General features: G+C 32.7%; 22 protein-coding genes. All 22 read right to left on the bottom strand.

Annotated elements, in window-relative coordinates; all coding sequences use genetic code 11:
- Positions 1-13 precede the first annotated feature (13 nt).
- The gene (locus tag QTL86_RS03510) at positions 14-301 is read right to left on the bottom strand and encodes a hypothetical protein (protein WP_410496492.1); all 288 of its coding nucleotides are present in this window, start codon (positions 299-301) and stop codon (positions 14-16) included.
- A gap of 68 nt (positions 302-369) precedes the next feature.
- Positions 370-789 (bottom strand): phage tail tube protein, encoded by a 420-nt coding sequence (locus tag QTL86_RS03505; RefSeq protein WP_410496491.1) that lies wholly within the window; start codon positions 787-789, stop codon positions 370-372.
- A 15-nt stretch (positions 790-804) separates the two neighbouring features.
- Positions 805-1,179, bottom strand: coding sequence for a hypothetical protein (locus QTL86_RS03500; RefSeq protein WP_410496490.1), 375 nt, complete (start codon positions 1,177-1,179; stop codon positions 805-807).
- Complete coding sequence (locus tag QTL86_RS03495; protein ID WP_410496489.1) at positions 1,176-1,631, bottom strand: hypothetical protein; 456 nt, start codon at positions 1,629-1,631, stop codon at positions 1,176-1,178. Before QTL86_RS03495 ends, QTL86_RS03500 begins: the two co-directional genes overlap by 4 nt.
- Positions 1,631-1,954, bottom strand: a complete 324-nt coding sequence (locus QTL86_RS03490) for a phage head closure protein (RefSeq protein ID WP_410496488.1) — start codon at positions 1,952-1,954, stop codon at positions 1,631-1,633. The genes QTL86_RS03495 and QTL86_RS03490 overlap by 1 nt, the downstream gene beginning before the upstream one ends.
- A 1-nt stretch (position 1,955) precedes the next feature.
- Positions 1,956-2,258, bottom strand: coding sequence for a head-tail connector protein (locus tag QTL86_RS03485; RefSeq protein WP_410496487.1), 303 nt, complete (start codon positions 2,256-2,258; stop codon positions 1,956-1,958).
- 63 nt (positions 2,259-2,321) lie between these two features.
- A complete protein-coding gene (locus QTL86_RS03480) occupies positions 2,322-3,428 on the bottom strand; it encodes a phage major capsid protein (RefSeq protein ID WP_410496486.1) in 1,107 nt (368 codons plus the stop codon).
- A 15-nt stretch (positions 3,429-3,443) separates the two neighbouring features.
- Complete coding sequence (locus QTL86_RS03475; RefSeq protein ID WP_410496485.1) at positions 3,444-4,160, bottom strand: head maturation protease, ClpP-related; 717 nt, start codon at positions 4,158-4,160, stop codon at positions 3,444-3,446.
- Between the two features lie 2 nt (positions 4,161-4,162).
- The gene (locus tag QTL86_RS03470) at positions 4,163-5,422 is read right to left on the bottom strand and encodes a phage portal protein (protein ID WP_410496484.1); all 1,260 of its coding nucleotides are present in this window, start codon (positions 5,420-5,422) and stop codon (positions 4,163-4,165) included.
- 31 nt (positions 5,423-5,453) lie between these two features.
- Positions 5,454-7,202: a terminase large subunit gene (locus QTL86_RS03465; protein ID WP_410496483.1), complete on the bottom strand. Its 1,749-nt coding sequence runs from the start codon at positions 7,200-7,202 to the stop codon at positions 5,454-5,456.
- Positions 7,203-7,211: 9 nt separating this feature from the next.
- Positions 7,212-7,685, bottom strand: a complete 474-nt coding sequence (locus QTL86_RS03460) for a phage terminase small subunit P27 family (protein WP_410496482.1) — start codon at positions 7,683-7,685, stop codon at positions 7,212-7,214.
- Between the two features lie 101 nt (positions 7,686-7,786).
- Positions 7,787-8,224, bottom strand: a complete 438-nt coding sequence (locus QTL86_RS03455; RefSeq protein ID WP_410496481.1) for a hypothetical protein — start codon at positions 8,222-8,224, stop codon at positions 7,787-7,789.
- A gap of 429 nt (positions 8,225-8,653) precedes the next feature.
- Positions 8,654-9,226, bottom strand: a complete 573-nt coding sequence (locus tag QTL86_RS03450) for a site-specific integrase (RefSeq protein ID WP_410496480.1) — start codon at positions 9,224-9,226, stop codon at positions 8,654-8,656.
- A 323-nt stretch (positions 9,227-9,549) separates the two neighbouring features.
- Positions 9,550-9,996: a hypothetical protein gene (locus QTL86_RS03445; protein ID WP_410496479.1), complete on the bottom strand. Its 447-nt coding sequence runs from the start codon at positions 9,994-9,996 to the stop codon at positions 9,550-9,552.
- Positions 9,997-10,005: 9 nt separating this feature from the next.
- On the bottom strand, positions 10,006-10,971 hold the full coding sequence (locus tag QTL86_RS03440; protein WP_410496478.1) for a tyrosine-type recombinase/integrase: 966 nt from the start codon (positions 10,969-10,971) through the stop codon (positions 10,006-10,008).
- Positions 10,972-11,070: 99 nt separating this feature from the next.
- On the bottom strand, positions 11,071-11,265 hold the full coding sequence (locus tag QTL86_RS03435; protein ID WP_410496477.1) for a hypothetical protein: 195 nt from the start codon (positions 11,263-11,265) through the stop codon (positions 11,071-11,073).
- Complete coding sequence (locus QTL86_RS03430; protein ID WP_410495153.1) at positions 11,255-11,497, bottom strand: hypothetical protein; 243 nt, start codon at positions 11,495-11,497, stop codon at positions 11,255-11,257. Before QTL86_RS03430 ends, QTL86_RS03435 begins: the two co-directional genes overlap by 11 nt.
- 39 nt (positions 11,498-11,536) lie before the next feature.
- A complete protein-coding gene (locus tag QTL86_RS03425; protein WP_410496476.1) occupies positions 11,537-11,794 on the bottom strand; it encodes a hypothetical protein in 258 nt (85 codons plus the stop codon).
- 49 nt (positions 11,795-11,843) lie between these two features.
- The gene (locus QTL86_RS03420; RefSeq protein ID WP_410496475.1) at positions 11,844-12,011 is read right to left on the bottom strand and encodes a hypothetical protein; all 168 of its coding nucleotides are present in this window, start codon (positions 12,009-12,011) and stop codon (positions 11,844-11,846) included.
- Between the two features lie 28 nt (positions 12,012-12,039).
- Complete coding sequence (locus QTL86_RS03415) at positions 12,040-12,174, bottom strand: hypothetical protein (protein WP_410495804.1); 135 nt, start codon at positions 12,172-12,174, stop codon at positions 12,040-12,042.
- 31 nt (positions 12,175-12,205) lie between these two features.
- On the bottom strand, positions 12,206-12,442 hold the full coding sequence (locus tag QTL86_RS03410; protein ID WP_410495803.1) for a hypothetical protein: 237 nt from the start codon (positions 12,440-12,442) through the stop codon (positions 12,206-12,208).
- Between the two features lie 40 nt (positions 12,443-12,482).
- Positions 12,483-12,737, bottom strand: a complete 255-nt coding sequence (locus QTL86_RS03405; protein WP_410496474.1) for a hypothetical protein — start codon at positions 12,735-12,737, stop codon at positions 12,483-12,485.
- Positions 12,738-12,744: the final 7 nt, after the last annotated feature.

Genomic DNA, 12,744 nt, shown 5'->3' with positions numbered 1-12,744 from the left:
ACAGTGCTTTTATCTAGTTTTTTGAGTTTTTACCGCTTAGTTGCTGCATTGCTTCACCCATAGCTGCAAGTACTTCTTTTAAGTTTCCTTTTTCATCTATAATGTCCATGATTTTATCTTCGTTTAATGTATTGTCTTCATGAATAAGACCTGCCAAAATAACTGTTGCTGTTTCTTCCATTGTCATGTTTTCAAAATCCACTTTAGCAATAGGCTTTCCAAGCTTCTTCTCAATAAAAGATACTGCTTTCATTCCAAATCTAAAGTTACGTGTTTTATCCATCTGAACTGGTGTATACATATATTCCTCCTATTTTTCTCAAAAATAAAAGGGGCTGTTCGCCCCCTTCTATACTGTTTAAATTAAGCTTAAGCTCCACTAGTTATTGCAAATGTTGGTTTTCCACTCACTTTTACAGTAGCACTAAAGCTTACTGCATCTTCTAAATCTGCACCTGTAGAAAATCCTGTTACAATCCCATCAAATGTCCATTTTGAACCATTAGGGAAGTTAATTTCGCACTTCTGAACATCTCCGCTCTCTAGTGCTGTGTATGCTTCCGCTTGCCCAGTATCTTCATCGTCTAAAAAGCCTTCTAATGAAACGTCTCCTGCATCTTTAAAGCCCATTAGAAACTCTCTATATCCACCTTCGCTATCTAAAGCAGTTACGTCTACGGTATCTGCACTAACCTCTATTCCACCAATAGAAGTTAACCCTCCAATAGCTGTCGTAGCTGTTGTTGGTCCCATCTTAAAAGTAGTACCTACTGATCTTACTTTTGCCATTTCTAATTCCTCCCTTTAATAAAAAACTGTAAATTCTATATTTGCTCTTTGTAGCTTTATAGCTTCTTCATATTGCTCACTTGGATCATAAATCTTAATGTCTTGTATCTTTCTTTCACTAGCCTCTTGTCCAATTAGAGACTTAAGTGTGTTAAACACATATTCCTCTAAAGGCTTTAATTGACTATACTTAGAAGCTAATATATTAATCTCGTAGTCTGCTTCTCTAAAATCGTTGTAGCCTCGTAAATCCTTATCGCGCTCTCCACCAGATTGCGTATAGCATATGTAAGGTGCTAGTACAGATTCAGGAACACATAAAGGATATACATTGTCATTAAGTTCAGCTATTTCCTTAAGCTTGATAGTTAATAATCCTTCAAATGTCATCTTATACTACCCTCCCTTAAGCTTTTTTCAATCTCCTTACCAATTTCATCTACAATAACTCTAGCTGCTGCATCTTTCTTACTTGCCATAGCCCCTAATAAGAAGTGTTTACCATCTACCTTGCCACCGTTTCTAGTTCTAAATCCATACTCCTGTGATGCTGGATAAAAATAGCGAGTTCCATCTTTTGTGATTTTTACAAACTCTGGATTTGCCTTGAAAGTAATTTGAAATACTTTCTTTCCTTTTCTTGACTTCTCAGCTTTAAGTCGTAGCCCCTTGCTTAATTGCTTAGTTGCCCCTTTAGGTGCTTTTGCTCTAGCTTCTTTCAATATTACATTTGCTCCTCGTCTGGCCCCTTTAGTAATTTGGCTTTGAGGCATACGACTAAGCCCTTCAATATCTTTCATAAGCTTATTTAAGCCTACTACAGACTCTCTTCTACCAAACATTACTTAACCAACTCCTTACAATAAATTTGCAGTAGTCGATTTTCCTCTTTGATATTCATAATATAGAGTATTTCAAACACTCTTCCTTTGAATAAAACCCTCATATTAGGTTTTAAACCTTCTCTATAGCGTATATAAACGTTATGTGTTATCTCGCTATTAATTTGCTTTGCTGCAAAGAATTGTTGCCCAGACATTGGGCTAATTTCTGCCCAAACTGTAATAACATCTCCCCAATTTTCTATTATTTCTCCATATTTGTCTTTTTCTTTACCTAGTAGTTGCTGGAAGGTTATTCTTTTGTTTAATCTGCCTATATCCATGCTACACCCCCTTATATTGTTGTTGAATTATAAGGTTCTTTAATCCATAAGGTACTTCTTGTAACTTTTTATCTGTAATATTTCTGTTTTCATACCAATTGGATATAAGCATTTTTACTGTAAGCTTGTAGATTTCTTTTTTATAATCTTTTTCAATGCCTGCACCTAGTAGGTATTCTTCAGATGCTAACATTAAACCAGTTATTAATTCATCTTCTGTACTATCATCAATTCTTAAAAACGATTTAACTTCATCTAATTCCATACAACACCCACTTTCTAAAATAAACGCTATAGCGGACATACTCTCCACCACCTCCACGTAATGGCTCATTCTGCCATATATTTGCTATAGCTTTTACAACGATTAAGCAACTGTAATAGTTAGCTTAACAGCTGCTTTAGTGTCTACTGCTTTAGCATCAAATCTTTCAACTACTCTCATTAAAGTAGCATTTTTTGTGAACCCTGCTTCTTTGGATACAGCCATTTCATATGCGCCACGATCAAAAAATGCAATGAACTCAGAAATATTACCAATAATAAAAGTGTATTTATTTGCACCTGTTGAAGCTAATTGGTTATTTGGTAATACTACAATAGGTCTACCTTTGTACATTTTTTGAGTAGCATCTGCGAGTGAAGTAGTTAAAAGTGGTCTGTTGTTTGTGTCTGTTAATCCATCAAGATAATCAAATCCATCTTGATTTGTGATAATAATTGATGTTGCAGAAATAGCTGGATCTAATTCTTTATTTAAAATAGTATTAATTGCTTTATAGTCTGCTCCTACTTTAGCAGTTGCAGCATCTAATAGTGATAAAATCTTTGTATTTTCAGTTCTTACAGCTTTTTTAGCAAACCTTCTACCTATAAACCCTGTTAAGTTGGCTTTTTCATCGGCAAGAAGTGTATTAGAAATAGGAATAATATCACCATAATCAGCCAATTTCCAAGTTGTTTGTCCAAATCTTACATCAGATTGAGCAATTTCTGATAGTTCATCAAAGTTTATAAGTTGATCACTTGCTTCTACTTCTAATGGCATTGAACCTGCTAAAGTACCAACCGGAATGATATTACAGTATTGTTTAAGAGAGACAAGTTGTCTCATAAACTCTACAATCTGTGTTTTTTGTTCCTCAGGTACTAAATATCCACCTTGTTCGCCTGACGCTTCAATTTGTCCTGTACTTGCTAATGCATTTTCTGCTTCTGTAAGTGGTTTTCCTAATACTAGCTTGTTAAATACAACTGTTAAATCTACTTTGTCAGATTGTTTATTCAATGGAGCACCATTAAACTGAGTTGTTTCTTCTTCTTCAATCGCTTCTTGAACCTCAATAGCATTCTTCATTCTTGTTAACTCTTCAAGTTTATTATGTGCTTCTTCAATTTTGTTTTCTGCTTGTAATGACTTAATGCTATTTTTTAATGCTTCAAGTTCTTTTTTCATTTCAACTGATTTTTTCATTTTAATCCTCCTGTTTTACGCTAGTGCTAGCGCAATGTCAATTTTATTTTTTAATTGTTTAATTCTTTTTTCATCTGAGATTTGTTCATCTTTTTTACTGTTTTTGAACAAATTTTTAGGAGTTTTCATATACTTTTCTAATAGCTCACTTGTGCATGCTACTGCATTCATAGAATCATCAATAATAATGTCAAAGTAATTGCTAGCTTCTTCTGCTGTAAGCCATGTTTCAGCATTAACTAAAGCTTCTACTGTTGCAATATCAACACCATCTTTCAATTTTCTTTCATATGCTGCCATTATTCCTCTTTGTAATGTATCAAGACCATCTGCTGTTTTACGCATATCGTCTGCATTACCACTGCAATAACTGCTTGGCTTATGTATCATCAAATAAGAATCTTTAGGCATATGTATTTCATCACAAGCCATCATAATAACACTTGCAATACTACAGGCCATTGCATCAACATAACCAACCACAGTGCCATCATGCCTTTGTAGCATATGTGCGATTGCTAAACCTGCACTGATGTGACCACCACCGCTATTAACATATAAATTAATATTCTTGCCTTTTGCATTATCTAGCATTGTTTTAATGTCACTTGGGTAAACATCCATATCTTCACCCCATGACCAGCCTTTCCAACTGTCATCTGATATGTCTCCGCTGATGTACATATCAACGCTTGTTTCTGTATAGTTTTTAAATTGAATAACTTTACTCACCTTTAATCACCCCCTTTCTGATACTGACTTCCTACTTGTGTAATAGGAATGTAATTCCCATTAACCATTAATACGTCACCACCTTCTTGTGTTGTAAAATCTAGCATATCTCTAGCTTCATTAGGTGTGTAAATACCATTGTTAACATACTTACTTAGGCACTCTGCTTGTGTTTTTAAGTCACCTCTAAGAATGCTTGCTACATTGAACTTAAAATGCATGCCTTGATTTCTTTCATCTCCTGTAAGCAATTTATAATCAAGTTCTTCTTCCCATTGTTTTAAAATAAAAAGAAGAGTATCTACGTAAAAGCTTAAGTTTTGACTTTCGCTATTACTGTAACTACTCTTCTCATAATTGTTTAAATGGTTTGGTTTGATACCGAATGCTGCTGCTATCTGTAAGGCACTATACTTTCTTAATTCAAAATATTGACTATCTGTAAGTTTCATATCAAGTGGTGTAAGCTTCATTCCTAAAGGTATTGGTACTATTCTTCCTGCATTTTCTTGACCTAGTGCATACTCTTCAATAGTTTTTATGAGTTCTGCTCTTTTATTTCTGTCTAAGTCACCTGTATATTCAAGTGTTGCCCTTGCTGTCATGCCTTTTTCATTTAAATTATTTAAAAATGATTGGCTAGCCTTGTTGCCTTGCATGGTTGTTGCAAGTATTTCTTGTACACTCAATCCTTGTAGTCCATTCTTAGAAGTGCCACTTTTAAGATGTATAATCTCTTTTTGATTGAATATATAAGATTGGCCATTCTTAGGATTAATATACTGATAACATAATTTATTTTCTGTACCTAGTAAATTAACATTGTCAACTAATATAGTTACACAATCATTTTCCAGCACCCATAAATCTGCTATATGTGCGCCCTTATACCTTGCCCAAATAAATGCATTTCCATAGTGATTACGATTAAATTCTACTAAGCTTTTAAAAGTACTCGGTGACATATATGGGTTTGGCCTTTGACTAAGTAATCTATATACTTCATGATCAGATACTTTAATAGTGCCATGTGGTGTATCTTGCTTTAGTTCAATACTAAGCTTTCCCATTGTTTCACTTAAAATCTTAATACACGTAAAATAAGTTACCTCGCTTAAGTTTTCTCCATGATATCTCGTCTGGCTAAATAACTGGTTAATATCATCAATACTTATAGTATTACTTTCAGTAGTTGTGCTTAATTGATTTTTATAAATAGTCTTTTTAAGCCTATTCATAGCAATTTTGTCCAACATATTCATATTTTTCACCTCATTTCATTTCTGACATACGCTATTTTCTTTTACTTATCATGCTTATATAATCATCTGCAGACTGATTAGCATCATATGTACTTGTGTCCTTATTCATAAATCTTAGTTTCCATGCATCTAAAATAGCGTCTACTGGATCAATTCTCTGTGTTTGCTCTAGTTTATCAACCTTTATTTCATTAAAACTATTCTTGGTAGTAGTAGCATTGATAAGAGACCATACCAATAAGGCATTATGCCTGTTGTATTTCACTTGTAATGCTTTAATCGATAATTGAAAATCTATAGTAGTATCGCTTAGACTTCTTGCACTTTGTTGTATTTCTGTTAGGTCACATCCTAAGAAATCTAAATCACTTAAAAAAGCACTTGCATTATGATTGTCATAACCACATTCAAGTACTTTTAAATCAAACTTATCAATTATTTCTTTTAGATAACTAATTATAAATTTGTAGTCAGTTTTAATTCCAAATGCTCCGCTTGTGAGTGTTAATAAACCTTCTTTTACCCACATCCTATATGGTACATCATCTGTTTGCTCATGTTCTTCAAGTCTCAACTCAGGCATAAATGAATGAGAATGTATAAATACATTACCATCATCTAAATCAAATGTTAATGCTATGCTTGTTAAGTCACCACCACTTGACAAGTCAATTCCTAAATAACACTCTCTACCTCTCATATCTTCAAGTGTTAAATCTGACTCACATAATTTCAATTTAGCTACATCAACAAGTGCCCCACCTTTATATGTAACCCACTTATTAAGCCATTTAGTCATAAAGTCAACTAAATCTTTCCCACCTTTTTCTTTTGCTTCTATTGCTGTTTCAGCCATCTTTTTTACTTCTGCCATGTTGATACTATTATCTTCATTGAACATTAGTAAAGGGTTAGCTTTAGCCCAATTTTTATAATCCCAAATATCATCATCATCATCCATTTCACATATAAAAATGAATAATGATTCCTTTTGTACTAGTCCTCTAAGCACCTTCTTGCAAAATTGATAATGCTCATAACAAAAACTATTCAAATTAAATCCTGCTGTAGTAATTGCTAGAGTTAGTGCATTATTAACCTTACGTTGTCCACCTAGCAATAACTTATACATCTGATTATCTTTGTGAGCGTGCAATTCATCTGGTATGGCAAGTATGCTCCTAAGACCATCTATAGACTTAGTATCTCTACCAATTGACTTAATAACTGTTCCTGTTGTTTTACTAGTTATTGTATGTGTAGATTTTGTTATTTTATATAACTCTTCTAAGTCATGGTCTGATTCAATGAATTTTCTTACTTCATCCCAAACAATATTTGCCTGGTCCTGCTTAGTTGCTGCACAAAATATACGACCTTCTTTATATGTGCTAAACCCACTACGCTGTACTGCTTCTGTACCTGCTATGAATGATTTACCATTTTGTCTTGCTACTTGAATATATGCTTCTCTAAATCTATCGTACCCAGTACGTTTCTGTTTCCATCCATGTAATGAACCTGTTATGAAGTCTTGGAAACCTCTTGTTTTTAATTTCTGTACTTCATCACCTTCACCTATGGTAAGCTCATTGTTTATATCTATGGCTCTTTCCGCTGCTTCAACATCAAACTTATACTCGAAGTCTTTTGTCTTACTGTTCTTTAAATCATCTAAATGCCTTTGACACGCCAAGCGTTCTGATTCACCTTTACCTTGTATCTTGCCACTAGTGACTAACTTGGCGTATTCAGTAACCCTATCTCTACGCCTTGGCATGCTTATCACCTACTTAACATATTTTAAATACTTATTAATTTCATCACCTTTCTTATCAGGTACAATTAATTTCAATCTATCTGTAGTTGACATTCCTAATTTTGTACTACACTTAAATATCTGATCAGCATACCTACTTTGAGCTGTAACATAAGGTGATATTTTCAAATCACCAAACTTACCTGTTTCTACTGTATATCCCTCTCTATCAATAATATCTGTTAAATCAATGTAACTACTATAAGCTTTTGCATATATAGCTAATACCGATAAATCAAGATTGTCTAGCAAGTCTATTTTAGAGGTTTCATTTACTACTCTTACAAATTCATTGTTGGCCACTAAGTCATCTTGTAGCCATCTAGGGACCTCTAGCCCATTTCTATCTATCTTTAATTTTTCTTCTTGCTCTAATCGAATGACTTTATCTTTTTTACCTGTTTTTCCTTTTGATACTAATACGCTTTTTTTAGCCCTTCCCATTTTTCACCCCCTATATAGAAATATTTTTATTTGGCATTTCTCTGAATAAAAAGAGGGATGCGAGGTATCCAGGTGAATGGCTAAAACTTTATAACACCCCCCTACCCTTGCATTTCTTCCTCCCATCTTCTAATAAATGAGAATAACATCTCCTGTACAGCTATCTTATTGTTTTGATACATTCTATGTATCTTCTCGTGTGTCCTTTGGGTTACTGGTAATAGGTTCTTATCATCAAGCTTCCTATTGCTATCCTCATTGATTTCTATTATGTGATGTACAGTGTTTGCTTTCTTAATCACTCCTGTTGTGTAGTATATGTACAAGTCTATACCTGCATATCTTTTAAGTACCACATCTCTTACTGTCTGCCATTCAGAAGATAAATAAAACGCATGTGCTTTCTTATCTCTTTTCTTTTCATCATACATTCGATATGATTCTTTTCTCTTTTCTGCATAGAAGTCTACACACTTATTGCAGCACTGCTCATTGATATCTATCTTTGTTCCACATCTACATTGCTTTTTAAGTCCCATTTATACACCTATTTTCTTTTGCGAGTTTAATAATCTTTATTTTCTTACTAAACTCTGTAAACATTGACTATCATACTATATATTTATTTTTTCAAACTCACAATTTAAAAAATATTTCAGAAAGTTTAGTATTACTGTTATACATTTAAAACTTAATATGTGTTGTATTCATTGACTATCATAGCTTTTCTTAATAATATTTTACATATTGAGAGTTGTTTATGCTTTTTTACGTGTATTAAAAAGCTATGTATCTATTGACTATCAATGTATTAGGATACCCAAACTTTTACTTTACTTTTACATATCTAATAAGTCTGTCTAATATCTTTTCAATTTTTCGCTCTAATAGAAGAAACTCATGTTTTTACTATTTATGTTTTACCTTGACAATTTGAGTAAAGGAAACAGTAAATTAATAAAAAATAACTATCGTTTTCTTTTCTTACTAAACGATAGTCCTCTCATTATTTTATCTTTGCTATCCTGTGTAACTCCTATATATCGTTTCGTTACTGATATGTCAGAATGATTAAGTATGTCCATTATAGAGACTGCATCCTGGGTGTCTTGATACAACCAATAACCAAATGTCTTTCTTAATGTATGGCATCCTATGTTATCTTTATACTCAAATGCATCTGCTAGATCATTGAGTATTTGCCAAACCCTTTGACGTGTTATGTGCTCATTCTTCTTGCACTTTTCACGTTTAAATAAGTACTCATAGTCTTTCTTATCTTCTATGTACTCTTTTATAATTTGCTGCAATTCATCATTGATAGGGAGTCTTTTTTCTTTCCCTGTTTTTATTTCTCTCATGTATAGATACTTTGCATTTCTTACATCTCTTACTTTGAGTGGCAATATATCAGATATTCTAAGTCCGCTATATATACCAAACATGAATAAAACATAATCACGCTTATTCTTTTTTTCAAGTAAGTAATCTTGCATATCTAGTATTAGATCATAGTCTCTTATTGGTTCTACAGTATTCAAATATATCACCACCTTTCTATTTGTTTTTAAACAATAAAAAAAGCAATAGCTGCACACTAGCTATTGCCCTTTTTACTCTTCAGGAAATATTACTTTTGATTTCTTTAGGTTATTAGTTAGATAGCCTAAATAGATGACTTACACAGTGGTTGTAATGTTTGTGCTTTTACTTATTTACTGCTTAATTACTTTTGATACTGCTTCGTTACTTTTTCATTTCTTTTGATAATACTATACTACTCTTATAAAAATGCATTTTCTAGTGCTTTTTTAATGCATTTTCAATGCATTTTTGTGGCATTTTTAATGCATTTTTGTTGCATTTACTTTTGTAACCTTGAAACATTCATGATATCTGCCATTTTTCTAATTGCATATTTCTTTTTTCTGTATACCTGACTATTATCTCTATCTATCTTGTGTGAGATTGATGACACGCTAGATTTCTTGAAATAGTATAAGCTTATAATCTCTTCTTCTATCTCACTTAGAATAGACATGGCATTCTCTATTCTATCTATTTTTCTCTGTCTCTTCTTTTTTTCTTCTTTGAGATTGCTTAATAATTTGTCTCTACTAAAACTTAATGCTTCATTCTCTACAATAGATGAAAATTGATACGTTGGTGTTGATGGCTTAGGATCATCACTTGCCCCTTTAAATCCTAAGTTATTTTCTACTTCTAACATATCCATTTCAATGTTTCTTATCTCTGCTTTGATAACTGGATATATCTTAAGCATTTCCTCGATTTGTTTATATGTATACATTTATTTCTCCTATCCTATACTAATACCAAACATATTGAAAATAATTTCATTATCTTTAGGCTTTGCATAGCTCTTTGTCATATCTGTAGATTTATGATGTACTATAAGAGCTACTTCTTCTATTGTGAATGCTCTTCCTATTTTCTTACATAGATAGTGACTTCCATTGAGCATATTTTCTATTACTGAGTGCCTAAAGCTATGTGGTGTAAAATACTGTGTTTTTGAATCTAAAGTTTTAAGTATCACATACAATTCTTTTACCCATCCTCTAAGTGTGCTTGTATCTTTAGCTTGTCCATATTTACTTTTCCAAAAAGCTTCACCATCTTGCTTTATACTTAAGTGAAGCTTTAGGCTTTCTTTTGCTCTATCATGAAGCAAAATATACTCATTTCTTCCGCCCTTACATGTTACTTTTAAATATCCATTATTAGCTGTCTCAGTATTACTTACTTGAAAAACTTCGTTAATTCTTGCTCCGGAATCATACAAAATATCTAACAAACATAAGTGCTGATACATTTTATGAGTTAGCAGGTATTCTCTTAATAAATCTATCTGCAACTGACTAAGAAACGCTATATCTTTAATAGGTGCTTTTTCAAGTCCTTTAATCTTTGAAGCTGGATTCCGTATATAATCCTCATAATCGTCATCATCATCTTCTGCATATGACATCATGTTCCTAATTACACTCATTATACGGTTAACTCTTGCGTTGCTTGCCATTCGCTCTTCAATCATAAAGAATTTAAACTCGTTAAAATGCTTTTTCTTGAAGTCTAATACGTTCATGTTATGATGATACATAAGATTCCAACATAAGAAGAACTTCAAATCGCATTCATATTGTTCTATTGTACGAGGTCGCTTCTTTTCAGACCTACAGTTTCTTATATACTGTTGCATTAACTTTTTATTGATTTCCTTAACGTTTTTCCATCTTTCCTGTGTAAATAATACTCGTGACATGCTATCATCCTCCTTAAAAGCCAAAATATAGTTAACCTGTATTTTTCTCTAAGTAATTGACTGCCTTCACTACATTCATCTTTTATTGTAAAAAATATATCATTCTATAACCCTGTCTCTTCTACCAATATGATCTGCTATAACCCCAAGTAACTCTATGCAAAGCATCTTATCTTTAACTTCATCGTACTTAGCTGCTATTACTGTAGATTGCTTTTTAAATTCTTCTATGCCACACTCGCTTTCAAGTATGTTATAGCAATCTCTAAATATTTCTTTTTCTTTACCTTTCATTTTTCATTACCTCAAACCTAGTACGAGAGTACTTTTCATACTGTCCTATATCATTTTTTACAACTATAAGCTGCTCGTCTATGCTTTCTGTGTAGTAAATCTTATTTAATGTTAACTCTAGTTCTACATCATAGTTATTAAAGCATTTAAGTTCTATTTGTTTACATTTTGGTACTAATTCCAAACATTTCTGTCCTTCTATGTAGCAAATTTCTTCATATTCACATCTCATATATCTCACATCCTTTGTTTCAAAGTCGAATTTGTTTTGCTATAACATAACATAGTAGTCTCTTATTCCTTTAATGCAGTCATAGCATTCTCCACTAAGTCCATCATCTTTATTTATGCAAGTATTACATTTTGATTGTTTACTTTCTTCCTCACATATATCTATAATCGCTCCTGTGTTTTCTCCTTGCTCATAGTCCAAACATTTACCGCTGATCAATTCAATGTCGCTCTTAATGCATGTATCAGCCTGATTGTATACGCAAAGTATTTTGTCACACTTAACATACTTTTCCATGATGTTCCTCCTAAGAAGGTGCCAGACTAAGCCAGCACCCTATGTAATTTTATTCATAATATGGCTTTGTAAAATCTATCCTCATTGCTCCACCACATTCACACTTCATGTCTAATACTTTCCAGTTCTCATTACTTTTTTCTTTATTTTCTATAGCCGGTTTCCCACATTTATTACATGTGATCGGGTACATTAATACTTTTTTCTTCTTACCCATTGTTTCCACCTACCCAAAATCAGATTTGTTATTCCTCAGATTCATATTCCTCTATTGATTCTAATGCTTCGTGCATCTCTTCACAGCAATCTAAACACATACCGAATTCTTCATTAAATCTTTCGTCTTTAACTTCTTCACCGCATCTGATACATTTTTTCACTCTAACCACCCCAAACTTATATTTTATTAAGCTAATATATTTCTTCTGATATGTCTGTTAATACATAACCATCTGGTATTTCACTTGGCTTACTCCAATAAACAATGTGTCGTATCTTTATAATAGGCACATCCCACAAATCCTCAACTACCACTTTATACGCTAAGTATTTATATGGGCTGAAACTCATGTAAATAATTAAATTTTCAAGTTTCTCGCTCGCCATATCTTTTACGCTATTCAATAATTCTTCCAACTCAAATTGCATACTTCAATCACCTTCCTAAACGAACTCTGATTTTATTAAGTTACTTCATTACTGGTCTATACGCTGGATGTGAAATGGCCCCATCAATATATTTAAACTCTCTCCTACAATTAGGACACCTTTTTATGATTTTCAGTTCTACTTCATCCATATTCGTAGTAACTTCGCTTTGTATTACTGTGTTACAATTTCCACACATCATAGAAACAGCACTTTTATCTCCTTGCTCATCTCCAAAGTCTACGCCTATGATTGCTGTTTCTGTCTTGAATGGCATTTTTATATCTGCTCTCATTCTCGCA

It is taken from the genome of Cellulosilyticum sp. ST5, assembly GCF_046529625.1.
GTDB classification, from domain to species: Bacteria; Bacillota; Clostridia; order Lachnospirales; family Cellulosilyticaceae; genus Cellulosilyticum; species Cellulosilyticum lentocellum.
This window is presented reverse-complemented; position numbering and strand designations above follow the sequence as displayed.

Excerpts from the sequence above, each read along its gene's own strand:
- QTL86_RS03510 (WP_410496492.1), bottom strand. The coding sequence starts at position 301 with ATGTATACACCAGTTCAGATGGATAAAACACGTAACTTTAGATTTGGA.
- QTL86_RS03505 (WP_410496491.1), bottom strand. The coding sequence starts at position 789 with ATGGCAAAAGTAAGATCAGTAGGTACTACTTTTAAGATGGGACCAACA.
- QTL86_RS03500 (WP_410496490.1), bottom strand. The coding sequence starts at position 1,179 with ATGACATTTGAAGGATTATTAACTATCAAGCTTAAGGAAATAGCTGAA.
- QTL86_RS03495 (WP_410496489.1), bottom strand. The coding sequence starts at position 1,631 with ATGTTTGGTAGAAGAGAGTCTGTAGTAGGCTTAAATAAGCTTATGAAA.
- QTL86_RS03490 (WP_410496488.1), bottom strand. The coding sequence starts at position 1,954 with ATGGATATAGGCAGATTAAACAAAAGAATAACCTTCCAGCAACTACTA.
- QTL86_RS03485 (WP_410496487.1), bottom strand. The coding sequence starts at position 2,258 with ATGTCCGCTATAGCGTTTATTTTAGAAAGTGGGTGTTGTATGGAATTA.
- QTL86_RS03480 (WP_410496486.1), bottom strand. The coding sequence starts at position 3,428 with ATGAAAAAATCAGTTGAAATGAAAAAAGAACTTGAAGCATTAAAAAAT.
- QTL86_RS03470 (WP_410496484.1), bottom strand. The coding sequence starts at position 5,422 with ATGAATATGTTGGACAAAATTGCTATGAATAGGCTTAAAAAGACTATT.
- QTL86_RS03465 (WP_410496483.1), bottom strand. The coding sequence starts at position 7,202 with ATGCCAAGGCGTAGAGATAGGGTTACTGAATACGCCAAGTTAGTCACT.
- QTL86_RS03460 (WP_410496482.1), bottom strand. The coding sequence starts at position 7,685 with ATGGGAAGGGCTAAAAAAAGCGTATTAGTATCAAAAGGAAAAACAGGT.
- QTL86_RS03455 (WP_410496481.1), bottom strand. The coding sequence starts at position 8,224 with ATGGGACTTAAAAAGCAATGTAGATGTGGAACAAAGATAGATATCAAT.
- QTL86_RS03445 (WP_410496479.1), bottom strand. The coding sequence starts at position 9,996 with ATGTATACATATAAACAAATCGAGGAAATGCTTAAGATATATCCAGTT.
- QTL86_RS03440 (WP_410496478.1), bottom strand. The coding sequence starts at position 10,971 with ATGTCACGAGTATTATTTACACAGGAAAGATGGAAAAACGTTAAGGAA.
- QTL86_RS03435 (WP_410496477.1), bottom strand. The coding sequence starts at position 11,265 with ATGAAAGGTAAAGAAAAAGAAATATTTAGAGATTGCTATAACATACTT.
- QTL86_RS03430 (WP_410495153.1), bottom strand. The coding sequence starts at position 11,497 with ATGAGATGTGAATATGAAGAAATTTGCTACATAGAAGGACAGAAATGT.
- QTL86_RS03425 (WP_410496476.1), bottom strand. The coding sequence starts at position 11,794 with ATGGAAAAGTATGTTAAGTGTGACAAAATACTTTGCGTATACAATCAG.
- QTL86_RS03420 (WP_410496475.1), bottom strand. The coding sequence starts at position 12,011 with ATGGGTAAGAAGAAAAAAGTATTAATGTACCCGATCACATGTAATAAA.
- QTL86_RS03410 (WP_410495803.1), bottom strand. The coding sequence starts at position 12,442 with ATGCAATTTGAGTTGGAAGAATTATTGAATAGCGTAAAAGATATGGCG.
- QTL86_RS03405 (WP_410496474.1), bottom strand. The coding sequence starts at position 12,737 with ATGAGAGCAGATATAAAAATGCCATTCAAGACAGAAACAGCAATCATA.